We start from the raw sequence: 23291 nt of genomic DNA on the forward strand, positions 1-23291 counted from the left end.
GGTGTACCCACTGACAGTTCCCTTGCAGCCTGCTTGCAGAAGCCTGTGTGCGGCTCAGGAGAGGTCGCGGCGGGCGAACAGCCAGGTGCCGACGCCGATGACGACGACCGTGACTGCGGTGAGCAGCAGGGTCGCCTGCACGTGACCGACGAGGTACTCGGTGGGCTGGATCGCGGTGTCGTCGAAGAACTGGAGCGTCAGGCCACCGTCCTGCACCAGGCCCACCGCGTTGGTGGTCAGCAGGAACGGGTCCCAGTGCGGACGCAGGACCCGGACCGCGTTCTCCACGACCACCACGTAGACGAACGCGATGCCGAGCGCGGCGCCGGTGTTGCGCACCAGGTTGGCCAGGCCGAAGCCGAGCAGGGCGGCGAACACCGTGAGCAGGACCCCGCGCGCCTGGGTCTGCAGCACCGCGGTCCAGAACCCGTCGGGCAGCGCCTCGTCGGTGCCGACGGCGGCCCGCCAGACGCCGGCCATCGCCAGCCACAGCGCCTGGGTGAGCACCCCGAAGGCGACGGCGGCGACGCCGAGCACGGCGAGCTTGGTGCCCACGACCGTCATCCGGCGGGGCACCCAGAAGAGCAGCGCGACGATCGACCGGGTCGACCACTCGGCCCCGATCCAGGTGGCGCCGATCAGGAAGGCCAGCGCCGCCCCCAGCGCGGCGACGGCCAGGGCGCCGTCGGTCGCGGACTCGGCCAGGTCGAACGGGGCCTCGTCGAGGAACGCCTCCGGGCCACCGATCTCCTCCAGGGTCAGCTCGGGGCCGCACCACTCCTCGGGGGTGACGTCGTCCGGGATGCCCGGGTCGGCGAGGCACTGCTCGCGGAAACCCGCCTGCTCCGAGACAACCCGCTCCGCCTCCGCGCGGGCGTCGGCGTAGTCGGCGTCCGTGGGGCTGCCGAAGTTCAGCAGCCCGATGACCGTCGCGACGACGAACCCGACGACGGTCAGGGCCACGAGCACCTGGATGAAGCGGCGGGAGCGGAACCGGTGCAGCTCGGCCCGCAGCAGGCCGGCGGCCCGCGGACGCCGCTCGGTGGGCTCCGGCGGAGCGGGGTGCGGGTGCTCGGCGACGGCGCTCATGCCGGCGTCCCGGCGGACGGGCCGGCGGCGGACGGCGGCGTGGGCACGGGATCACCGGTCAGCGCCAGGAACGCGCTCTCGAGGTCGGCGGCCACGGGGGTGAGCTCCTCCAGGTAGATGCCCTGCTCCGCCAGGGCCCGGGTGATGTCGCCGGGCGCCGGGGCGGAGTGGACGAGCAGGGTCCGGCCGTCGGGGGCCTCGGGCGGGGAGACCGCGAAGTCGGCGGCGCCCAGCACGGCGGCGGCCGTGGCGGCGTCGGGCACCCGGATCCGGACCGCGCCGCTGGAGCCGCGGGCCAGCACCTCGCTGACCGGGCCGGTCGCGACGCAGCGTCCGCGGGCGAGGATGGAGACCGAGTCGCAGACCTGCTGGATCTCGGCGAGCAGGTGCGACGACAGCAGCACCGTCGTCCGCCCGTCGCGGCCGAGCCGGCGGATCAGCTCGCGCACGTCACGGATCCCGGCGGGGTCCAGCCCGTTGCTCGGCTCGTCGAGGATCAGCAGCCGCGGGGACTTCAGCAGCGCGGCGGCGATGCCCAGCCGCTGCTTCATGCCCAGCGAGTAGCCCTTGAAGCGGTCGGCGGCGCGGTCGCGGAGGTCGACGATCTCCAGGCACTCCTCGACGCGCGTGCGGGGCAGGCCGGCCGCCTCGGCCAGCAGCTGGAGGTTGAGCCGCCCGGAGAAGCCGGGGAAGAACAGCGGGGTCTCCACCAGCGCGCCGACCCCGCCGATCACGTCCGGCAGCCCGGCAGGGACCGGCCGGTCGAGCAGCCGGATGTCGGGGCGGCCGTCGGGGGCGACCAGCCCGAGGAGCACGCGGATGGAGGTCGTCTTGCCCGAGCCGTTCGGCCCGAGGAAGCCGTGCACCCCGCCGCTGTCGACCACGAGGTCCAGGCCGTCGAGCGCCTTCTGTCCCGGCCGGCCGCGTCGCCGGTAGGTCTTCGACACCGCGGTCATCTGCACGACGGGCATGCGGCACCCTGGCACAGCCGGGCCGCCGGCGGCCGCAAGCCAGAACGCGGGCGAGCCGGAACCCCGAGGACGACGAAGGCCCCCGCCGAGATCGGCAGGGGCCTTCGTGGAGCGCGCAGGAAGGGGGCGGCGTCAGCGCGGCGCGCGGCGGCGCTCCCAATTGGGGTTGAGCTCCTCGTCCTCGTCGCCGTTGCCGGCGATGCCCTCCATGCCGGGGGAGAGGACGCCCCACTCGATGAGCCGGCTGGTCAGCTCGTCGGGGCTCATGTCGTAGATGATCGCCAGCGACTTGAGGTCCTCGGCCCGGATGCTGAGCACCTTGCCGTTGTAGTCGTGGCGCTGCGCCTGGATCGTCGAGGCGTAGCGGGCGAGCGGGCCGGCCTCGTCGGCGGGCAGCGAGCCCAGCGACTCCAGGTTCAGCACGATCTTGGTCGTCCCGACGACCGCCGAGCTCGGCCGCGGGTCGGGCAGCAGCTCGGAGACCGGCACGCCGTAGAACACCGCGAGCTCGGAGAGCCGCTGCACGGTGACGGCGCGGTCGCCGCGCTCGTAGGAGCCGACGACGACCGCCTTCCAGCGACCGTGCGACTTGTCCTCCACGCCCTGCAGGGAGAGACCCTGCTGGTTGCGGATAGCGCGGAGCCGGGCGCCCAGGGCCCGCGAGTAGTCGGTGCTCATCCCGTGTCGCTCACTGTCCGTCGTCGTTCGTGGGGCGCTGTCGTCACTCACCGTACTGGTACGTCGGTCCCGGCAACAGCGGGCTCTCCCTGCGGGACCACATCTTGGACCAGCGGGGACGGTCCCGGGGAGATTGACGCGCGGCGCCCGGACGCGGTTCCCGGGGTCGCTGCCGGCCCCCTCCCGCGCGATCGGGGTCACACCGAGGGGTGCAGTACGGTGGTCGCCGGTCCAACCCACTCCTTTAACGACCCGTCCGGTGAGGCGGGGAAGGAGGCCTGATGGCCGGCTCGCCCCCGGCTGCGTCCAGCAGCCGTGACCCTCGTGGTCCCGCAGCGCCCGGAGCGCTGCTCTCCGCCGCCGACGTCGCCCGCGTGGTCGACCGGATGGCCCACCAGCTGATCGAGAAGGCCGGCAACGGCCTCGCCGATCTGGTCCTGGTCGGCATCCCCACCCGCGGCGCCCCGCTGGCCCGCCGGCTGGCCGCCCGCGTCGAGGCGTTCTCCGGGACGGCGATCGACGTCGGCACCGTCGACATCACCCTGTACCGGGACGACCTGCGGTTGCGCGGGGTCCGGGCGCTGGAGGACACGGTGCTGCCCGACGGCGGCATCGACGGCCGGCTGGTGGTGCTCGTGGACGACGTCCTCTTCTCCGGCCGCTCGGTGCGCGCCGCCCTGGACGCGCTGCGCGACCTGGGCCGGCCGCGGGCGGTGCAGCTGGCGGTGCTCATCGACCGCGGCCACCGCGAGCTGCCGATCCGCGCGGACTACGTCGGCAAGAACGTCCCGACCTCGCGCACCCAGTCGGTCAAGGTGCGGCTGGCCGAGACCGACGGCGCCGACGAGGTCCGCGTCACCGAGCCGGAGGAGAGGCCGTGAAGCGCCACCTGCTGGAGGCCGCGGACCTCGACCTGGCCGACGCCACGCTCGTGCTCGACACCGCGGCGCAGATCGAGGCGGCGCTGTCCGGCCGCGAGGTCAAGAAGCTGCCGACGCTGCGCGGGCGCACCGTGGTCAACCTCTTCTACGAGGACTCCACCCGCACCCGGATCAGCTTCGAGCTCGCCGCCAAGCGACTGAGTGCCGACGTCATCAACTTCTCGGCCAAGGGCAGCAGCGTCTCCAAGGGCGAGAGCCTCAAGGACACCGCGCTGACCCTGGAAGCGATGGGCAGCGACGCCATCGTCATCCGGCACGGTGCCTCCGGTGCCCCGCACCAGTTGGCGTCGTGGGTCCGCGGCAGCGTGGTCAACGCCGGCGACGGCACCCACGAGCACCCCACGCAGGCGCTGCTCGACGCGTACACGATCCGGCACCGGCTGGGCCGGCTCGAGGGTGTGCGGGTCGCGGTCGTCGGCGACGTGCTGCACAGCCGGGTGGCCCGGTCCAACGTGCGGCTGCTGCACACGCTGGGCGCCGAGGTCACGCTCGTCGCCCCGCCGACCCTGCTGCCGGTGGGCGTGGGCAGCTGGCCGGCGGAGGTCTCCTACGACCTGGACGCCGTCCTGCCCAAGGCCGACGTCGTGATGATGCTGCGGGTCCAGGCGGAGCGGATGAACGCCTCGTTCTTCCCGAGCGCCCGCGAGTACAGCCGCCGCTACGGCCTCGACGCCCGGCGGATGGCCGCCCTCGGCGACGACGCCATCGTCATGCACCCCGGTCCGATGAACCGCGGCATGGAGATCGCCGCGGAGGTCGCCGACTCGGTGCGCTCCACCATCGTCGAGCAGGTCGGCAACGGCGTCTCGGTGCGCATGGCCGTCCTGTACCTGCTGCTCGGAGGCGCTCCCGCATGAGCTCGTACCTGATCAAGGGGGCGCGCGTCCTCGGCGGCGACCCCGCCGACCTGCTGATCAAGGACGGCCGGATCGCCGCCGTCGGCGAGAGCCTGTCCGCGACGGGCGCCGAGGTCGTCCACGCGACCGGGCTCGTCGCCCTGCCCGGGCTGGTCGACCTGCACACCCATCTGCGCGAGCCCGGCCGCGAGGACGCCGAGACGGTCGAGACGGGCAGCCGGGCCGCGGCACTCGGTGGCTTCACCGCCGTCCACGCCATGGCCAACACCGACCCGGTGGCCGACACCGCCGGCGTCGTCGAGCAGGTGTGGCGGCTGGGCCAGGAGGCCGGCCTGGTGGACGTCGTCCCGGTCGGGGCGGTGACCGTGGGCCTGAAGGGCGAGCGGCTGGCCGAGCTCGGCGCGATGGCCGACTCCGCCGCCCGCGTGCGGGTCTTCTCCGACGACGGCATCTGCGTCAGCGACCCGGCCCTCATGCGGCGGGCGCTGGAGTACGTGAAGGCCCTCGACGGCGTCGTCGCCCAGCACGCCGAGGAGCCGCGGCTCACCGTCGGCGCCCAGATGCACGAGGGGGACCGCTCGGCGAAGCTCGGCCTGACCGGCTGGCCGGCCGCCGCGGAGGAGGCGATCATCGCCCGCGACGTGCTGCTGGCCCAGCACGTCGGCGCGCGGCTGCACATCTGCCACGTCTCGACCGCCGGGTCGGTGGAGATCCTGCGCTGGGCCAAGGCCCGCGGGGTCGACGTCACCGCGGAGGTCACCCCGCACCACCTGCTGCTCACCGACGCCTGCGCCGAGGGCTACGACCCCGTGTTCAAGGTGAACCCGCCGCTGCGCACCGATGCCGACGTCGAGGCGGTCCGCGCCGGGCTGGCCGACGGGACGATCGACTGCGTAGCCACCGACCACGCGCCGCACGCCGTGGAGGACAAGGAGTGCGAGTGGGCGCAGGCCCGGCCCGGCATGCTCGGGCTGGAGCAGGCGCTGGCGATCGTGCAGGACACGATGGTGGAGACCGGCCTGCTCGACTGGGCCGGCGTCGCCGACCGCATGTCGGTCCGCCCGGCCGCCATCGGCCGCCTGACCGGGCACGGCCGCCCGATCGCCCCGGGCGAGCCGGCCAACCTGGTGCTGCTGGACCCCACGGGCCGGTCGGTCGTCGACCCGGCCGCGCTGGCCAGCCGCAGCCGCAACAGCCCGTATGCCGGCCGGGAGCTCCCCGGCCGCGTGGTCGCGACGTTCCTGCGGGGCGTCCCGACCGTTCTGGATGGAAAGGCACAGCGGTGAGTGACGCGATCCTCGTGCTCGAGGACGGCAGGACGTTCCGGGGCGACACCTACGGCGCGACGGGGACGACGGTCGGCGAGGCGGTGTTCGCCACCGGCATGACCGGCTACCAGGAGACGCTGACCGACCCCAGCTACGCCGGTCAGATCGTCACCATGACCGCCCCGCACATCGGGAACACCGGCGTGAACGGCGAGGACGACGAGAGCTCCCGCATGTGGGTGGCCGGGTTCGTCGTCCGCGACCCGGCCCGGCGGCCGGCGAACTGGCGCGCGACCGGCAGCCTGGACGACGAACTGGTCGCCCAGGGCGTCGTCGGGATCAGCGGCATCGACACCCGCGCGCTCACCCGGCACCTGCGCGAGCGCGGGGCGATGCGGGCCGGCATCAGCACCGAGCTGGACGCCGAGGCGCTGCTGGCCCGTGTCCAGGCGGCCGACAGCATGACCGGCGCGGACCTCGCGCCCACGGTCAGCACCGGCGAGGCCTACGTCGTGCCGGCGGTGGGGGAGAAGCGGTTCACCATCGCCGCCCTCGACCTGGGCATCAAGACCGCCACCCCGCGGCACCTGGCCGAGCTCGGCGTCGAGACGCACGTCCTGCCCTCGACGGCCACCGCCGAGGAGCTGCTCGCGGCGGGCCCGGACGGGGTCTTCCTCTCCAACGGCCCGGGCGACCCGGCGGCGGCCGACTACGCCGTCCGCGCGGTCCAGGGCGTCCTCGACGCCGGCCGGCCGCTGTTCGGCATCTGCTTCGGCAACCAGATCCTCGGCCGGGCGCTGGGCCTGGGCACCTACAAGCTGCGCTTCGGCCACCGCGGGCTCAACCAGCCGGTGCTCGACCGGGTCAGCGGCACGGTGCGGGTGACCAGCCACAACCACGGCTTCGCCGTCGACGCCCCGCTCGACCGGCCCACCGACACGCCCTACGGCCCGGTGGAGGTCAGCCACGTCGGCCTGAACGACGACGTGGTCGAGGGCCTGCGGCTCACCGAGGCGCCGGCGTTCAGCGTCCAGTTCCACCCGGAGTCCGCGGCCGGCCCGCACGACGCGGCGCCGCTGTTCCAGCGGTTCGTGGACCTGATGGAGACCACCCGGAACGGCGGGACCGCCGTGACCCCGGCTCCTGTCGTGGAGCACAGCACGGGAGAGCAGAACTGATGCCGAAGCGCACCGACATCCAGCACGTCATGGTGATCGGCTCCGGGCCGATCCTCATCGGCCAGGCCGCCGAGTTCGACTACTCCGGCACCCAGGCCTGCCGCGTGCTGCGCGCGGAGGGCCTGCGGGTCAGCCTGGTGAACAGCAACCCGGCGACGATCATGACCGACCCCGAGGTCGCCGACGCCACCTACATCGAGCCCCTGACGCCGGAGTTCGTCGAGAAGGTCATCGCCAAGGAGCGTCCCGACGCGCTGCTGGCCACCCTCGGCGGGCAGACGGCGCTCAACATCGCGATCGGCCTGTTCGAGAACGGCGTCCTGGAGAAGTACGGCGTCCAGCTGATCGGCGCCGACGTCGACGCGATCAACCGCGGCGAGGACCGGCAGATGTTCAAGGACATCGTGCGGTCGATCGGCGCCGACGCCCCTCGCTCCACGGTCTGCTCGACCGTCGAGGAGGCGATCGCCACCGCCGAGGAGGTCGGCTACCCCGTCGTCATCCGGCCGTCCTTCACGATGGGCGGCCTGGGCTCGGGCTTCGCCACCGACGAGGCGCAGCTGCGCCGCATGGCCGGGCACGGCCTGGCGGACTCCCCGGTGCACACCGTCCTCATCGAGGAGTCGGTGCTGGGCTGGAAGGAGTACGAGCTCGAGCTGATGCGCGACCGCAGCGACAACGTGGTGGTCATCTGCTCGATCGAGAACATCGACGCGATGGGCGTGCACACCGGCGACTCGGTGACCGTCGCGCCGGCGATGACCCTCACCGACCGCGAGTACCAGCGGATGCGCGACGTCGGCATCGACGTCCTCCGCGCCGTCGGCGTCGACACCGGCGGCTGCAACATCCAGTTCGCGGTCAACCCCGCCGACGGCCGGCTGGTCGTCATCGAGATGAACCCGCGGGTGTCGCGGTCCTCCGCGCTCGCCTCCAAGGCCACCGGCTTCCCGATCGCCAAGATCGCGGCCAAGCTCGCCATCGGCTACACGCTCGACGAGATCACCAACGACATCACCGGGGTCACCCCGGCGGCGTTCGAGCCGACGCTGGACTACGTCGTGGTGAAGATCCCGCGGTTCGCGTTCGAGAAGTTCCCCGGCGCCGACCCCCGGCTGACCACGACGATGAAGAGCGTCGGCGAGGTCATGGCCATGGGGCGCAACTTCCCCGAGGCACTGGGCAAGGCCATGCGGTCCACGGAGACCAAGGTCGCCGGCTTCTGGACCGGCCCGGCCGAGACCCGGTCTGCCGAGGAACTGCTCGAGGTGCTGCGCACCCCGGTCGACGGCCGGCTCTACGTCGCCGAGCAGGCGCTGGCCGCCGGTGCCACGGTCGAGCAGGTCGCCGAGGCCAGTGGCTTCGACCCGTGGTTCGTCGACCAGATCGCGCTCGTCCAGGAGGTCGCCGCCGAGGTCCGCGACGCGCCGGCGATCACCGCGGCGCTGCTGCGCCGCGCGAAGCGGCACGGGCTGAGCGACCGGCAGGTCGCGGCCCTGCGCCCGGAGCTCGCCGGAGAGGACGGCGTCCGCACCCTGCGCTGGCGCCTCGGCATCCGGCCGGTCTACAAGACCGTCGACACCTGCGCCGCCGAGTTCGCCGCCCGCACGCCGTACCACTACTCGTCCTACGACGAGGAGACCGAGGTGGAGCCGCGGGAGAAGCCGGCGGTGCTGATCCTCGGCTCGGGCCCGAACCGGATCGGCCAGGGCATCGAGTTCGACTACTCCTGCGTGCACGCCGTCATGGCGCTGCAGGACGCCGGCTACGAGGCGGTGATGGTCAACTGCAACCCCGAGACCGTCTCCACCGACTACGACACCGCCGACCGGCTCTACTTCGAGCCGCTGACCTTCGAGGACGTCCTCGAGGTGGTGGAGGCCGAGCGCGCCGCCGGCCCGGTCGCCGGGGTCATCTGCACCCTCGGCGGGCAGACGCCGCTGGGTCTGGCGCAGCGGCTGAAGGACGCCGGGGTGCCGGTGCTCGGCACCTCGCCCGAGGCCATCGACGACGCCGAGCACCGCGGGGCCTTCTCCCGGGTGCTCGCCGACACCGGCCTGGTCGCGCCCAAGCACGGCACCGCGACGACCTTCGCCGAGGCCCGGGCCATCGCCACGGAGATCGGCTACCCGGTCCTCGTGCGGCCGTCCTACGTGCTGGGCGGGCGCGGGATGGAGATCGTCTACGAGGAGAGCACCCTCGAGGCCTACATCGCCAAGGCCACCGACGTCAGCCCCGCGCACCCGGTGCTGGTGGACCGGTTCCTGGAGGACGCGGTCGAGATCGACGTCGACGCCCTCTACGACGGCGCGGAGCTGTACCTCGGCGGCGTCATGGAGCACATCGAGGAGGCCGGCATCCACTCCGGCGACTCGGCGTGCGCCCTGCCGCCGATCACCCTGGGCGACGCCGACATCGCGAAGATCCGGACCGCGACCGAGAAGCTCGCCGCCCGGATCGGGGTGCGCGGGCTGGTGAACGTCCAGTACGCGATCAAGGACGACATCCTCTTCGTCATCGAGGCCAACCCCCGGGCCAGCCGCACGGTGCCGTTCGTCTCCAAGGCGACGGCGGTGCAGTTGGCCAAGGCGGCGGCCCGGATCGCGGTGGGCCAGTCGATCGCCGAGCTGCGGGAGGCCGGCGTGCTGCCCGCCACCGGCGACGGCGGCGACCTCCCCGCGGACATGCCGATCGCGGTGAAGGAGGCCGTGCTGCCCTTCAACCGCTTCCGCACCGTCGAGGGCCAGAACGTCGACACGGTGCTGTCGCCGGAGATGAAGTCCACCGGCGAGGTCATGGGTCTCGACGTCGGCTTCGGGACGGCGTTCGCGAAGTCCCAGGCCGCCGCCTACGGCTCGCTGCCCGTCGAGGGCACGGTCTTCGTGTCGCTGGCCAACCGGGACAAGCGGTCGGCCATCTTCCCGGTCAAGCGGCTGGCCGATCTCGGCTTCCGCATCCTGGCCACGGCCGGCACCGCCCAGGTGCTGCGCCGCAACGGGGTGGGCTGCGAGGTCGTCGGCAAGTACAGCGAGGGCCCCGGCAACTGCGTCGAGCGGATCCTCGCCGGCGACGTCGACATGGTGGTGAACACGCCCTTCGGCTCGCCGGGCAACAGCGGGCCGCGGCTGGACGGCTACGAGATCCGGGCCGCGGCGATCAGCGCCGGCGTCCCGAGCATCACGACCGTGCAGGGGATGGCGGCCGCGGTGCAGGGCATCGAGGCGCTCCGCGCCGGGGACATCGGCGTCCGGAGCCTGCAGGAGCTGCACGCCGCCCTGGCGGCCGGCCGGTGACCTCGTACCTGACCACCCCCGCGCCGAAGGCTGAGCAGCCACCGGTACAGCGCGAGGTCGAGGTGCTCTCCGCGCGGCCGGTCGGCGCCTACGTGGAGCTGACCCTGGCGGCACCCGACGTGGCGGAGCGGGCGCAGCCGGGTCAGTTCGTCGCGTTCGCCGTCGGCGGCCCGATGACGGCGAACCTGCTGCGCCGCTCCATCGCCCTCGCCGGCACCGGTCCCGGCACGGTGACCGTCGTCGTCGCCCCGCACGGCCCCGGCTCGACCTGGCTGGCCGAGCGCCGGGCCGGGGACGTCGTCGACGTCGTCGGGCCGCTGGGCCGGCCGTTCCCGCTGCCCGAGCCCGGGACGACGGCGCTGCTGGTCGGCGGCGGCTACGGGGCAGCGGCCCTGGTCGGGTTGGCCGAGCTGCTGCGCTCCCGGGGCTCCCGCGTGCTCGCGGTGACCGGCGCTGCCGACGCCGCGCGGCTGTGCTCGGTCGAGGAGCTCGGATCGGTCGCGGACCGGGTCGAGGTCACCACCGACGACGGCAGCGCCGGCCGGGCGGGCCGTGTGACCCTCGCCGTGGAGGAGTTGATCGGGGAGTCCGGGGTCGCGTACGCCTGCGGGCCGATGCCGATGCTGCGCGCGGTCGCGGACGCCGCCACGGCCGCGGGCGTGCCGTCCTACGTCGCCGTCGAGGAGTCGATGGCCTGCGGGATCGGGGTCTGCATGACGTGCGTGCTGCCGGTGGTGGGGGAGGACGGGCAGACCCGCTTCTCCCGCTCCTGCACCGAGGGCCCCGTGTTCGGCGGGGACCGGGTGCGCTTCGCCGACGTCGGCTCGCTGCCCTGGGACGTCGTCGGCGCCGAGGCGATGGGGGTGGTGCGACCGTGACCGTGCTCGACACGGCCGTCGACATGACGACGGCGCTCGGGTCGGTGCCGCTCGTGAGCCCGGTGCTCACGGCGTCGGGCTGCTCGGCGTTCGGCCAGGAGCTGGAGCCGTTCGTCGACCTGACCGCGCTCGGAGCGGTGGTCACCAAGTCCGTGCAGCTGCGCCCGCGCTCGGGCCGGCCCACGCCGCGGATGGCCGAGACCCCGAGCGGGATGCTCAACTCCATCGGCCTGCAGGGCCCCGGCATCGACGGGCTCCTCGCCGGTGAGCTGCCCTGGCTGGCCGAGCGCGGGGTGCCCGCGTTCGTGTCCATCGCCGGCACCCGCGTCGAGGACTTCGCCGAGCTGGCCACCCGGCTGCGCGGGGTGCCCGGCGTGCTCGGCCTCGAGGTCAACATCAGCTGCCCCAACGTGGAGAGCCGGGGCGAGGTGTTCGCCTGCGACCCGGTCGCCGCCTCCGACGTGATCGCCGCGGTGCGGGCGGCCGCCGATCCGGCGCAGCCGATCTACGCGAAGCTCAGCCCCGACGTCACCGACATCGTCTCGGTGGCCCGCGCGGTCACCGAGGCCGGCGCGGACGGGCTCTCCATGATCAACACCCTGCTGGGGCTGGTCATCGACCCGGACACCATGAAGCCGGTCCTCGGCGGGGTCACCGGCGGGCTGTCGGGTCCGGCGGTCCGGCCGGTCGCCGTGCGCTGCGTGTGGCAGGTCCACGCGGCGCTGCCGGAGGTCCCGATCCTCGGCATGGGCGGCATCCGGAGCGGCCTCGACGCCCTGCAGTTCGTCCTCGCCGGCGCCTCGGCGGTGAGCGTCGGGACGGCGGTCTTCCACGACCCGTCGGCGACCGCGCGGGTGCACCGCGAGCTGGCCGCCGCCCTGGCCGCGCGGGGCTTCTCGTCGCTCCGCGAGGCCGTCGGGTACGCGCACCGATGAGTGAGCCCTTCGGACACCGCCTCGCGGATGCCGTGGCCGCCCGCGGACCGCTGTGCGTCGGCATCGACCCGCACGCGCCGCTGCTGGAGAAGTGGGGGCTGCCGGACTCCCCGGAGGGGCTGGCCCGCTTCACCGACGCCGTCGTCGACGCCCTGGCCGGCACGGTCGCCGTCCTCAAGCCGCAGCTGGCGTTCTACGAGCGGCACGGGTCGCGGGGGATCGCCGTCCTGGAGGAGGCCGTCGTCCGGGCCCGCTCGGCCGGCGCCCTGGTGCTGCTGGACGCCAAGCGGGGCGACATCGGCTCGACGATGGACGCCTACGCCGACTACCTCCGTCCCGACCACCCCCTGGCCGTCGACGCGCTGACCGTCAGCCCCTACCTCGGGCCCGGCTCGCTGCAGCCGGCGGTCGACACCGCCCGGCAGCACGGCGGCGGTCTGTTCGTGCTGGCCCGCACGTCCAACCCCGACGCCGGCACCTTCCAGCACGCCGTGGTCAGCGGTTCGCGCGCGCGCGAGCGGTCGGTCGCCCAGGTCGTCGTCGACACCGTGCGGGCCTGGAACACCCCGGGCTGGGTGGTCGGCGACCCGCTGCCCGACCTCGGCTCGGTGCAGGACCTGGCCAGCCGGTTCGGGCCCACGACGGGCTCCTTCGGCGTCGTGGTCGGGGCCACCCTCCGCGAGCTGGACGTCGACCTGACCGGGTTCGGCGGGCCGGTGCTGGCACCGGGTCTCGGCGCCCAGGGTGGCACGCCCGAGGACCTGCGCCGGCTGTTCGGCCGCGACGCCGCCGTCGTCCCCACCGTCTCCCGGGAGGTGCTGGCCGCGGGGCCGGACCCGGCCGCCCTCCGGGCCGCGGCCGACCGCTGGACGTCGGCGCTCGCGTGACGAGGCGGGTCCTGCCCTGGGCGATCGGGGCGCTCGCGGTGGCCCTCCTCGTCGCCGGGGCCCTGGTGTTCGCCACCACGGACCCGGCCGTGCCGCTCGACTTCGGTTGGTCGGCCTACGCACCGCTCGCCGAGGAGACGACCACGGCGTACAGCAGCACGCTCTCGGTGATCTTCGACGACGGCAGCGTGGTGTGGAGCGACGGACAGCTCCTGGGAGCGGGGCTGGGCGTCGGCGGGCTGCTGCTGCTCGCCGGCCTCGCCGGCTGGGGCGTCGGGCGCCGGGCCCGCGGAGTCGCCCAGGAGGGCTGAGCCGCACGTCGGCCCGCGTGTCGCGTGGGGTTCTGCGGCGTGTCGCGGCATCCGTCTCCCGGCGCGCCGAGCCGCCTCAGAGCGGAACGGTTCCAGATCGGAAACCCCCTCACCAGGGCGGATCACGCAGCGTCGACCGAGCGGTGGACGCAGGGTGAACGGTGGCTGGCAGACGGTGCCGCCGAAAATGTCCGGCGGTGGGCGTGACCTGCACGGATGCCGGTTACTAGGTTGGCCGTCAGGCTCCAGCCGGAGCTCCACCCACCGAGCTCAGCCACCTGCCGGGTCAGGTCGCCGGCGACGACACGATTGGGTCGCAACGATGCCCCTTCCCAGCCTCTCTCCCGAACAACGCGCCGCCGCACTCGAGAAGGCGGCCGCCGCCCGCAAGTCGCGCGCCGAACTGCGCGAGAAGCTCAAGACCAAGGGGGCCACCGTCGGGGACGTCCTCCGTCAGGGCGAGACCGACGAGGTGATCGGCAAGATGCGCGTCAGCGCCGTCCTCGAGTCCCTGCCGGGAGTGGGGAAGGCGCGGGCTGCGAAGATCATGGAGCGCCTGGAGATCTCCCCGACCCGGCGCGTGCGCGGTCTGGGAGCCAACCAGCGCCGCGCGCTGGAAGCGGAGTTCGGCGGGGACCAGGTGTCGGCAGAGCAGGTGCCGGCCGACGCCACCAGCTGACCCGCACGACCCGGACGAGGACGACGAGTGGTGCCCGATGCTCCCGACCGCCCGCCGCCGGCGCGGCTGACCGTGCTCTCCGGCCCCTCGGGGGTCGGTAAGGGCACGGTCGTGGCCGAGGTCCGGCGCCGGTATCCCGAGGTGTGGCTGTCGGTGTCGGTCACCACCCGCCGCCCGCGGCCGGGGGAGACCGACGGCGTGCAGTACCACTTCGTCGACGACGCCGAGTTCGACCGGCTCATCGCCGGGAACGGCCTGCTCGAGTGGGCCGAGTACGCGGGCAACCGCTACGGCACGCCGGTGGCCCCGGTCCGCGAGCGCCTCGCGGCCGGGGCGCCGGCGCTCCTGGAGATCGAGCTGCAGGGCGCGCGCCAGGTTCGGGCCCGCGACACCGAGGCCCAGCTGGTGTTCCTCGCCCCGCCCTCGTGGGCGGCGCTGGTCAGCCGGCTGGCCGGGCGCGGGTCGGAACCGGCGGCCGTCCAGGAGCGTCGGCTGGCCATCGCGCAGGCCGAGCTGGACGCCTCCGGGGAGTTCGACGTGGTGGTGGTGAACGACGACGTCACCCGGGCCGCCGACGAGTTGGTAGGATTGCTGACTGCGCCGTCGCCCGACCTCTGCCGGGGCGGCGCGAAAGAGTGAGCCGGGTCCGCCGGCCCGCCCACTCCCGCTGATCGATCTGAGGAGCACGCCCACCCGTGTCCGGAGTCGCACCTGCCCCCGAGGGCATCACCAACCCGCCGATCGACGAGCTGCTCGAGCGTACGAGCAGCAAGTACGGCCTGGTGATCTTCGCCGCCAAGCGTGCGCGGCAGATCAACGCCTACTACAGCCAGCTCTCCGAGGGTCTGCTCGAGTACGTCGGCCCCCTGGTCGACACCGCGCCCCAGGAGAAGCCGCTCTCCATCGCGCTGCGCGAGATCAACGAGGGCCTGCTCACCCACACCGCCGGCGAGAACTAGACCGCCAGCACCCCGTTGTGATGACGACGCCCCCGGCAACCGCCGGGGGCGTCGTCGTGTCTGGGGGAGGATGAGCCCATGAGCAGCATCGTGCTGGGCGTCAGCGGTGGCGTGGCCGCGTACAAGGCGGCCCTCCTGCTCCGCGCGCTGACCGAGTCCGGCCACGACGTGCGGGTCGTGCCGACGCCGAGTGCCCTGCACTTCGTCGGGGCCGCCACGTTCGAGGCGCTGTCGGGCAACCCGGTCACGACCGACGTCTGGGCCGACGTCCCCGAGGTCGCGCACGTGCGGATCGGCCAGACCGCCGACCTCGTCGTCGTCGCCCCGGCGACCGCGGACCTGCTCGCCCGGGCGGCCGCGGGCCGCGCCGACGACCTGCTCACGGCCACCCTGCTCACCGCGCACTGCCCGGTCGTGTTCGCCCCGGCGATGCACACCGAGATGTGGCTGCACCCCGCGACCCAGGACAACGTCGCCACCCTGCGCCGTCGCGGCGCCATCGTGCTGCCGCCCGCGGTGGGCCGGCTGACCGGGCCTGACTCCGGCCCGGGCCGGCTGCCCGAGCCCGCCGACATCGCCGCCCTCGCCCAGCTGGTGCTCGACGCCGGGCCGGCCGCGCTCGCCCAGGACCTCGCCGGCCGGCGCGTGCTGATCAGCGCCGGCGGCACCCGCGAGCCGCTGGACCCGGTGCGCTACCTGGGTAACCGGTCCTCCGGGCTGCAGGGGCTCGCGCTGGCGCGCGTCGCCGCGGCCCGCGGTGCCGACGTCGTGCTGGTCGCGGCCAACGTGGACGGGCCGGCGCCGTTCGGCGTCCGCGTCGAGCGGGTGGGCACCGCGGAGGAGCTGCGGACGGCGATGCGTACGGGGGCCCGCGAGGCCGACGTCGTCGTCATGAGCGCCGCGGTGGCCGATTTCCGCCCCGAGTCGGTGGCTCCCACCAAGCTCAAGAAGGGCAGCGCCGCCGAGCCGTCGTCGATCCCGCTGGTGCGCAACCCCGACGTGCTCGTCGAGCTGGTCGCGGAGCGGAGCGCCGGGCAGCTGGTGGTGGGCTTCGCCGCCGAGACGGGGGACGCCGAGGGCGACGTCCTCGCGCACGGCCGCGCCAAGCTGGCCCGCAAGGGCTGTGACCTGCTGGTGGTCAACGACGTGTCCGACGGCCGGGTGTTCGGCCGCCCGGACAACGCCGCGGTGGTGCTGGGCTCCGACGGGTCGGCGACCGAGCTGCCCCCCGGGAGCAAGGACTCCGTGGCCGCGGGCATCTGGAGCGCCGTCGTCCCCCATCTGGGCTGACCGGCCGCCTCCGTACCCGCAGGCGGGGCACCGCCGGTACCGTGCACGGCGGAATCGTTCGTCACCCGTTCGTCGACCCCCTGGGAGTTCCTGTGGCACGCCGCCTCTTCACGTCCGAGTCGGTGACGGAAGGCCACCCGGACAAGATCGCCGACCAGATCAGCGACGCCATCCTCGACGCGATGCTCACCGAGGACCCGCGCAGCCGGGTCGCGGTCGAGACGATGATCACCACGGGCCAGGTGCACATCGCCGGTGAGGTCACCACCGCCGGCTACGTCGACATCGCCTCGATCGTCCGCGAGACGGTGCTCCGCATCGGCTACGACTCCTCCCGCAAGGGCTTCGACGGCGCGTCCTGCGGCGTCAGCGTCTCCCTCGGCGCGCAGTCGCCCGACATCGCGCAGGGCGTCGACGCCGGCTACGAGTCCCGCACCAGCGGCATCTCCGACGACGAGATCGAGCGCCAGGGCGCCGGCGACCAGGGCCTGATGTTCGGCTACGCCTCCGACGAGACCCCGGAGCTCATGCCGCTGCCGATCGCGCTGGCCCACCGGCTCGCCCGGCGGCTGTCGGCGGTCCGCAAGGACGGCTCGGTGCCCTACCTGCGTCCCGACGGCAAGACCCAGGTCACCGTCGTCTACGAGGACGGTCGGCCGGTGGGCGTGGAGACCGTCGTCGTCTCCTCCCAGCACGCCGAGGACATCTCGATCGACCAGCTGCTCGCCCCCGACATCCGCGAGCTGGTCGTCGAGCCCGAGCTCGCCGCGCTCGGCCTGCCCACCACCGACTACCGGCTGCTGGTCAACCCGACCGGCAAGTTCGTCATCGGCGGTCCGATGGGCGACGCCGGGCTGACCGGCCGCAAGATCATCGTCGACACCTACGGCGGCATGGCCCGCCACGGCGGCGGCGCCTTCTCGGGCAAGGACCCGTCGAAGGTGGACCGCTCCGCGGCCTACGCCATGCGCTGGGTGGCCAAGAACGTCGTCGCCGCCGGGCTGGCCAAGCGCTGCGAGGTGCAGGTCGCCTACGCCATCGGCGCCGCGCACCCGGTCGGCCTGTTCGTCGACACCCACGGCACCGGCACCGCGCCCGACGACGTGCTGGAGAAGGCGATCACCACGGTGTTCGACCTGCGGCCGGGCGCGATCGTGCGCGACCTGGACCTGCTGCGCCCGATCTACGCGCCGACGGCCGCCTACGGCCACTTCGGCCGCACCGACCTCGACCTCCCGTGGGAGCGCACCGACCGCGTCGAGGCGCTCCGCTCCGCCTGCGGCCTCTGAGGCGAGGCACCACCACTCCGGCAGTGTGCAGAGGGGGCCCGTTCCGATCGCGGACCGGGCCCCTTCTGCACAGTGCTGCGCGGATCCGTCGGACGCAGCGGAGAGACTGAGCTCGTGCTGATCGCCCGCGTCGTCGTCGACGTGCCGCTGGCGCACCTCGACCGGCCCTTCGACTACGCGGTGCCGCCGGAGCTGGCCGACGACGTCCGGCCCGGCTGCCGGGTGCGGGTGCGCTTCGCCGGGCAACTGGTCGACGGCTTCGTGCTGGAGCTGGGCGACACCACCGAGCACCAGGGCAGGCTCGCGCCGCTGGCGAAGGTCGTCTCGTCCGAGCCGGTGCTCACCCCGGAGGTGGCGGCGCTCGCCCGCGCGGTGGCCGACCGCTGGGGCGGCACCTTCTCCGACGTCCTCCGGCTGGCGATCCCGCCGCGGCGGGCCTCGGCCGAGAAGCGGCCGCCCGCGGAGGCCCCGGAGCCCCCGCCGGCACCAGACCCGGCGGGCTTCGCGCGCTATCCCGCCGGACCGGCGCTACTGACCGCGCTGGCCGAGGGGCGCCCGGCCCGTGCGGTGTGGACGGCGCTGCCGGGGGAGGACTGGCCGGCCCGGCTGGCCGAGCTCTGCCAGGCCGCGCTCTCCGGCGGCCGGGGCGCGCTGGTCGTCGTCCCCGACGGGCGCGACCTCGACCGGCTCGAGGCCGCGGCCGCCCGTGCCCTGCCGAAGGGCTCGTTCGTCGTCCTCCGGGCCGACGCCGCACCCGACGCCCGCTACCGCCGGTTCCTCGACGTCGCGCGCGGCACGGCCACGGTCGTGCTCGGCACCCGGGCGGCGGTCTACGCCCCGGTCGCCGACCTCGGCCTGGTCGCGATCTGGGACGACGGCGACGACCTGCACGCCGAGCCCCGCGGCCCCTACGCCCACGCCCGCGACGTCCTGGTGCACCGCGCGCACCTGGCCGGCTGCGCCGCCGTCGTCGCGGCCACGGCCCGGACGGCGGAGGCGGCGCTGCTGCTGGAGAGCGGGTGGGCGCACGAGCTGGTCGGGAACCGGTCAGCCCTGCGCGCGGCGTCCCCGCGGGTGCACGCCCTGGGTGCGGACTCGGAGCTGGCACGGGACCCGGCCGCACGCACCGCCCGGCTGCCCAGCCTCGCCCACCGCGTCGCGCGGGAGGCCCTGGCCGCCGGGGCCCCGGTGCTGGTGCAGGTGCCCCGGTCCGGCTACGCGCCCGGGCTGTCCTGCGAGCGCTGCCGCGCACCCGCCCGGTGCGCGGTCTGCGCCGGACCGCTGGGCATCTCGGCGACGCCGGGTCCCGGCGGCTCCCGCGTCCCGGCGTGCCGCTGGTGCGCCCGCCCGGCCGCCACCTTCGACTGCCCGCACTGCCACGGCACCAAGCTGCGCGCCTCCGTCCTCGGCGCCTCGCGGACGGCGGAGGAGCTGGGCCGGGCCTTCCCCGGCGCGGCGGTCCGGGTGTCCGGCCGGACGTCCGGGGTGCTGGCCTCGGTGCCGGCCGGGCCCGCGCTCGTCGTCGCCACCCCGGGTGCCGAGCCCGTCGCCGAGGGCGGCTACGGGGCGGCGCTGCTGCTGGACTCGTGGGCGCTGCTCGGCCGGGCCGACCTGCGGGCGGGGGAGGAGACGCTCCGCCGCTGGATGAACGCCGCCGCGCTGGTCCGCCCCGCGTCGGCCGGTGGTCAGGTGGTCGTCGCCGCGGACGCCGCCCACCCCGTCGTCCAGGCGCTCGTCCGCTGGGACCCGGGCTGGCTGGCCGAGCGCGAGCTGGCCGACCGGCGCGAGCTCGGCTTCCCGCCGGCCACCCGGATCGCCTCGCTGTCGGGCTCCCCGGAGGCGCTGGCCGACTTCCTCGCCGCGCTGCGACTGCCCGCCGACGCCGACCTGCTGGGGCCCGTCCCGGAGCAGCCGCGCCCCGGCCAGGAGGGCGTCCGCGAGCGCTACCTGGTGCGCACCCCGCGGGGCGAGGGCGCCACCCTCGCGCACGCCCTGGCCGAGGTGCAGGGGGTCCGCAGCGCGAAGAAGGTGCCCGAGCACGTGCGGGTGCAGCTGGACCCCACCGAGCTGGTGTGATCGGCGCATGCGGACGATCGGCCTGCTCGGCGGCATGAGCTGGGAGAGCAGCGCGCTGTACTACCGGCTGCTCAACGAGGCGGTGCGCGACCGCCTCGGCGGCCTGCACTCGGCCCGCTGCGTGCTGCTCTCGGTGGACTTCGCGGAGATCGAGCGGCTCCAGGTGGCCGGCGACTGGGATCGGGCCGGGGAGCTCCTCGCCGCCGACGCCCGGAGCGTGCAGGCCGCGGGCGCCGACCTCGTCCTGCTGTGCACGAACACGATGCACCAGGTCGCCGATGCGCTGACCGCCGTCCTCGACGTGCCGCTGCTGCACATCGGCGACGTCACCGCCGCCGCCGTCCGCGCCTGCGGGCTGACCCGCGTCGGCCTGCTCGGCACGGCGTTCACGATGGAGCGGCCCTTCCTGGTCGACCGGCTGGCCGGGCACGGGCTGGAGGTCGTCGTGCCGGGTGTCGCCGACCGGGCGCTGGTGCACCGGGTGATCTACGACGAGCTGTGCCTGGGCGTGGTGCGCGAGGAGTCCCGCGCCGCCGTCGGCGAGGTGGTCGGGCGGCTGGCCGCCGAGGGCGCCGAGGGGGTGGTCCTCGGCTGCACGGAGCTCGAGCTGCTGCTGGGTCCGGGCGACGTCGGGCTGCCGCTGTTCCCGACCACGCAGCTGCACGTGGACGCCGCCGTGGAGGCCGCGCTGGCGTGAGCGGGGCGCCGCCTAGGATCGACCGGTGAGCGTGACCCCCATCCGGCTGTACGGCGACCCGGTGCTGACCACCCCGGCCGCACCGGTGGCCGACTTCGACGCCGAGCTCCGCACGCTGGTCGCCGACCTGGTCGACACCATGCACGCCGCCGGCGGTGCCGGGCTCGCGGCCCCGCAGATCGGCGTGGGCCTGCGGGTCTTCACCTGGCACGTCGACGGCGAGGTGGGCCACCTGGTCAACCCCGACGTGACGCTCGTCGGTGCGGAGGAGCAGGACGGCCCCGAGGGCTGCCTGTCCCTGCCCGGCTACGCCTACGACTGCCGCCGGCACCTGCACGTCGCGGCGACCGGCTGGAACATGCACGGCGACCCGGTGCGCATCGAGGGATCGCACCTGCTGGCCCGGGCCGTCCAGCACGAGGTCGACCACCTCGACGGCGTGCTGTTCGTCGACCGGCTGGACCCTGCCGCGCGCGAGACGGCGCTGGCCGCCCTGGCCGAGGCGGAGTGGGCCGGGCTGGCCGCCTGGGTGCCGCGCGTGGAGGTGAGCCCCCACTGAGGCTGCTCTTCGCCGGTACGCCGGCGCCCGCCGTCCCGTCGCTGGACCTCCTGCTCGGGTCCGGCCACGAGGTCGTCGCCGTCCTCACCCGCCCCGACGCCCGCTCCGGCCGCGGCCGCTCGCTCAGCCGCTCGCCGGTGGCCGAGCGCGCCGACGCCGCCGGCATCCCGGTGCTGCAGCCACGCTCGCCGCGGGAGCCGGAGTTCCTGGCGCAGCTGGCCGAGCTCGCCGTCGACTGCGCGCCCGTCGTCGCCTACGGCGCGCTCGTGCCACGGGCCGCGCTCGCCCTGCCGCGGCACGGCTGGGTGAACCTGCACTTCTCCCTGCTGCCGGCCTGGCGCGGCGCCGCACCGGTGCAGCACGCGCTCATGGCCGGTGACGAGATCACCGGCGCCTGCACCTTCCAGCTGGAGGCCGGGCTGGACACCGGTCCGGTCTTCGGCACGCTCACCGAGCCGATCGGCCCCCGGGACACCGCCGGCGACCTGCTCGACCGGCTCGCGGTCAGCGGCGCCCAGCTGCTGCTGGCCACGCTGGACGGCATCGAGGCCGGTGCGCTGCAGCCGCAGCCCCAGCCCGCCGAGGGCATCAGCCTGGCGCCGCGGATCGAGGTCGCCGACGCACGGATCGACTGGACCCTCCCGGCGCACGTGGTCGACCGGCGGGTGCGCGGCGTGACCCCGGCACCGGGCGCGTGGACGACGTGGCGCGGCGACCGGCTGCGGCTGGGTCCGGTGGAGCCGCTGCCGACGTCGCTCGGGCTGGAGCCCGGCGAGCTCTCGGTCGGGACCAGCGGCGTCCTCGTGGGCACCGGCCGGGGCGCGGTGCGGCTCGGCGAGGTCCAGCCGGCCGGCAAGCGGATGCTGCCCGCGGCGGACTGGGCGCGCGGCGCCCGCCCCGCGACCGGCGAGCGGGTCGGTTCGTGAGCGTCCCGCCGCGCCGGCAGGGACGACGGCCCGCGGGTGGACGCCCGAAGGGGCATCAGGGACAGCGGCCGCGCGCCCAGCTCGACGGTGCCCGGCTGACCGCTTACGACGTGCTGGACGCCGTGTCCTCGCGCCAGGCGTACGCGAACCTGCTGCTGCCGCAACTGCTCCGGGAGCGCCAGCTCGACCCGCGCGACGCCGCGTTCACCACGCAGCTGGCCTACGGCGCGCTGCGGGCGCAGGGGACCCTGGACGCCGTCCTCGCGACGCTGGTCTCCCGGCCGCTGGCCGAGCTCGACCCGCGGGTGCTGGACCTGCTGCGGCTGGGCGCCTACCAGGTGCTGGACCTGCGGGTGCCGGCGCACGCGGCCGTCGACACGAGCGTCGACCTGACCCGGGCCATCGTCGGTGCCGGCCCGGCCGGCCTGGTGAACGCCGTCCTGCGGAAGGTCGCCACCGGCGGCGACCGGGCCGCCTGGCTGGAGCGGCTGGCTGCCGACGGCGACGAGCGGCTCGCCCTGGCGACCGACCACCCGCGCTGGGTGGTCGAGGCGTTCCGCGGCGCCCTCGCCGACGAGTCCGAGCTGGAGCCCGCGCTGCTGGCCGACGACGCCGCACCCGAGGTGCACCTCGTCGCTCGGCGGGTGCCGCGCGACCAGCTGGTCGAGGAGTCCGGCGGGGAGCCGGGGCCGTGGTCGCCGTACGCGGTGCGCCTCGGCAGCGGGGACCCCGGCCGGCTGGCGTCGGTGCGGTCCGGCGTCGCGGCCGTGCAGGACGAGGGCAGCCAGCTCGCCGCGCTGCTGCTGGCCCGGGCGCCGCTGGAGGGTCCGGATGCCGCCTGGCTGGACATGTGCGCAGGCCCGGGCGGGAAGTCGGGGCTGCTGGCCGCCGTCCGGCCGGCCGGAGTACGGCTCACCGCCGCGGACCGGGCGCCGCACCGCGCCGAGCTGGTCCGGCAGGCGCTCGGCGACGAGCCCGACGTCGAGGTCCTCGTGGCCGATGGCCGGGAGCCGCCCTGGGCGGCCGGCTCGTTCGACCGGGTGCTGCTGGACGCGCCGTGCACCGGGCTGGGCGCGCTGCGCCGCCGGCCCGAGGTGCGCTGGCGGCGGACGGCCGACGACGTCGCCCCGCTGGCCGAGCTGCAGGGGGCGCTGCTGGACAGCGCGCTGGCGTCGGTGCGCCCCGGGGGAGTGGTCGCCTACGTGACGTGCTCGCCGCACGCGGCGGAGACGGTGGACGTCGTCGCGGTCGCTGCCGCCCGGGACGACGTCGAGGTGCTGCCGGTGGCGCCGCTGTTCCCCGAGGTGCCCGGCGTCGAGCGCGGACAGTCCGGGCAGCTGTGGCCGCACCGGCACGGCACCGACGCGATGTTCATGGCCCTGCTGCGCCGCACCCGCTGAGCCGCCGGAGCCGCGCCGGGCCCGGCGATGTGCGCCGGGGTCGCGTTCCCGCGATGGAACGCGCCCTCAACGCACATCACCAGTGCCGCTCGCTCGGGCTCTGCCCAGCATGGTGGGCAGAGCCCGAGCG

22 protein-coding genes are annotated in these 23291 nt (G+C 74.9%); 19 read left to right on the plus strand and 3 right to left on the minus strand.

Going from position 1 to position 23291, the window contains the following annotated elements; all coding sequences use genetic code 11:
- Nucleotides 1-54 precede the first annotated feature (54 nt).
- From N555_RS0105275 to N555_RS0105285, 3 genes are all read right to left on the minus strand, one after another.
- Nucleotides 55-1089, minus strand: a complete 1035-nt coding sequence (locus N555_RS0105275; RefSeq protein ID WP_029430451.1) for an ABC transporter permease subunit — start codon at nt 1087-1089, stop codon at nt 55-57.
- Entirely contained in the window at nt 1086-2060 is a 975-nt protein-coding gene (locus N555_RS0105280) for an ABC transporter ATP-binding protein (RefSeq protein ID WP_051683769.1), read from the minus strand. Before N555_RS0105280 ends, N555_RS0105275 begins: the two co-directional genes overlap by 4 nt.
- A gap of 132 nt (nt 2061-2192) precedes the next feature.
- A complete protein-coding gene (locus tag N555_RS0105285) occupies nt 2193-2738 on the minus strand; it encodes a transcriptional regulator BldD (protein ID WP_081866003.1) in 546 nt (181 codons plus the stop codon).
- 281 nt (nt 2739-3019) lie between these two features.
- On the opposite strand from N555_RS0105285, the gene pyrR reads away from it, so the two are divergent.
- The 19 genes from pyrR (at nt 3020) to N555_RS0105380 (ending at nt 23161) form a co-directional block, all read left to right on the plus strand.
- A complete protein-coding gene (pyrR, locus tag N555_RS0105290) occupies nt 3020-3619 on the plus strand; it encodes a bifunctional pyr operon transcriptional regulator/uracil phosphoribosyltransferase PyrR (protein ID WP_029430454.1) in 600 nt (199 codons plus the stop codon).
- Complete coding sequence (locus N555_RS0105295) at nt 3616-4536, plus strand: aspartate carbamoyltransferase catalytic subunit (protein ID WP_029430455.1); 921 nt, start codon at nt 3616-3618, stop codon at nt 4534-4536. Before pyrR ends, N555_RS0105295 begins: the two co-directional genes overlap by 4 nt.
- On the plus strand, nt 4533-5822 hold the full coding sequence (locus N555_RS0105300; protein WP_029430456.1) for a dihydroorotase: 1290 nt from the start codon (nt 4533-4535) through the stop codon (nt 5820-5822). Before N555_RS0105295 ends, N555_RS0105300 begins: the two co-directional genes overlap by 4 nt.
- Entirely contained in the window at nt 5819-6982 is a 1164-nt protein-coding gene (gene carA / locus N555_RS0105305) for a glutamine-hydrolyzing carbamoyl-phosphate synthase small subunit (RefSeq protein ID WP_034508907.1), read from the plus strand. Before N555_RS0105300 ends, carA begins: the two co-directional genes overlap by 4 nt.
- Nucleotides 6982-10275 (plus strand): carbamoyl-phosphate synthase large subunit, encoded by a 3294-nt coding sequence (gene carB / locus N555_RS0105310; RefSeq protein WP_029430458.1) that lies wholly within the window; start codon nt 6982-6984, stop codon nt 10273-10275. The genes carA and carB overlap by 1 nt, the downstream gene beginning before the upstream one ends.
- Nucleotides 10272-11153 carry a dihydroorotate dehydrogenase electron transfer subunit gene (locus N555_RS0105315; RefSeq protein ID WP_156036203.1) on the plus strand — a complete coding sequence of 294 codons (882 nt, stop codon included), beginning with the start codon at nt 10272-10274 and terminating at the stop codon, nt 11151-11153. The genes carB and N555_RS0105315 overlap by 4 nt, the downstream gene beginning before the upstream one ends.
- Nucleotides 11150-12088: a dihydroorotate dehydrogenase gene (locus N555_RS0105320; protein ID WP_231502601.1), complete on the plus strand. Its 939-nt coding sequence runs from the start codon at nt 11150-11152 to the stop codon at nt 12086-12088. Before N555_RS0105315 ends, N555_RS0105320 begins: the two co-directional genes overlap by 4 nt.
- A complete protein-coding gene (gene pyrF / locus N555_RS0105325; RefSeq protein WP_029430461.1) occupies nt 12085-12975 on the plus strand; it encodes an orotidine-5'-phosphate decarboxylase in 891 nt (296 codons plus the stop codon). Before N555_RS0105320 ends, pyrF begins: the two co-directional genes overlap by 4 nt.
- Nucleotides 12972-13286 carry a hypothetical protein gene (locus N555_RS0105330; RefSeq protein WP_029430462.1) on the plus strand — a complete coding sequence of 105 codons (315 nt, stop codon included), beginning with the start codon at nt 12972-12974 and terminating at the stop codon, nt 13284-13286. Before pyrF ends, N555_RS0105330 begins: the two co-directional genes overlap by 4 nt.
- Nucleotides 13287-13608: 322 nt before the next feature.
- A complete protein-coding gene (gene mihF, locus N555_RS0105335) occupies nt 13609-13965 on the plus strand; it encodes an integration host factor, actinobacterial type (RefSeq protein WP_029430463.1) in 357 nt (118 codons plus the stop codon).
- Nucleotides 13966-13995: 30 nt separating this feature from the next.
- Nucleotides 13996-14604 carry a guanylate kinase gene (gene gmk / locus N555_RS0105340; protein WP_029430464.1) on the plus strand — a complete coding sequence of 203 codons (609 nt, stop codon included), beginning with the start codon at nt 13996-13998 and terminating at the stop codon, nt 14602-14604.
- 56 nt (nt 14605-14660) lie between these two features.
- Nucleotides 14661-14924 (plus strand): DNA-directed RNA polymerase subunit omega, encoded by a 264-nt coding sequence (gene rpoZ / locus N555_RS0105345; protein WP_012949163.1) that lies wholly within the window; start codon nt 14661-14663, stop codon nt 14922-14924.
- 78 nt (nt 14925-15002) lie between these two features.
- Nucleotides 15003-16214, plus strand: a complete 1212-nt coding sequence (gene coaBC, locus N555_RS0105350) for a bifunctional phosphopantothenoylcysteine decarboxylase/phosphopantothenate--cysteine ligase CoaBC (RefSeq protein ID WP_029430465.1) — start codon at nt 15003-15005, stop codon at nt 16212-16214.
- A 92-nt stretch (nt 16215-16306) separates the two neighbouring features.
- Complete coding sequence (gene metK / locus N555_RS0105355; RefSeq protein WP_029430466.1) at nt 16307-17503, plus strand: methionine adenosyltransferase; 1197 nt, start codon at nt 16307-16309, stop codon at nt 17501-17503.
- Between the two features lie 114 nt (nt 17504-17617).
- Complete coding sequence (locus N555_RS0105360) at nt 17618-19579, plus strand: primosomal protein N' (protein WP_231502602.1); 1962 nt, start codon at nt 17618-17620, stop codon at nt 19577-19579.
- Between the two features lie 7 nt (nt 19580-19586).
- Nucleotides 19587-20276 carry an aspartate/glutamate racemase family protein gene (locus N555_RS0105365; protein WP_029430468.1) on the plus strand — a complete coding sequence of 230 codons (690 nt, stop codon included), beginning with the start codon at nt 19587-19589 and terminating at the stop codon, nt 20274-20276.
- A gap of 25 nt (nt 20277-20301) precedes the next feature.
- Nucleotides 20302-20835, plus strand: a complete 534-nt coding sequence (def, locus tag N555_RS0105370; protein ID WP_029430544.1) for a peptide deformylase — start codon at nt 20302-20304, stop codon at nt 20833-20835.
- A complete protein-coding gene (fmt, locus tag N555_RS0105375; protein WP_231502603.1) occupies nt 20784-21761 on the plus strand; it encodes a methionyl-tRNA formyltransferase in 978 nt (325 codons plus the stop codon). Before def ends, fmt begins: the two co-directional genes overlap by 52 nt.
- Complete coding sequence (locus N555_RS0105380) at nt 21758-23161, plus strand: RsmB/NOP family class I SAM-dependent RNA methyltransferase (protein ID WP_081866004.1); 1404 nt, start codon at nt 21758-21760, stop codon at nt 23159-23161. Before fmt ends, N555_RS0105380 begins: the two co-directional genes overlap by 4 nt.
- The last annotated feature ends 130 nt before the right edge of the window (nt 23162-23291 follow it).

This window comes from Blastococcus sp. URHD0036 (assembly GCF_000701365.1).
Taxonomy (GTDB): domain Bacteria; phylum Actinomycetota; class Actinomycetes; order Mycobacteriales; family Geodermatophilaceae; genus Trujillonella.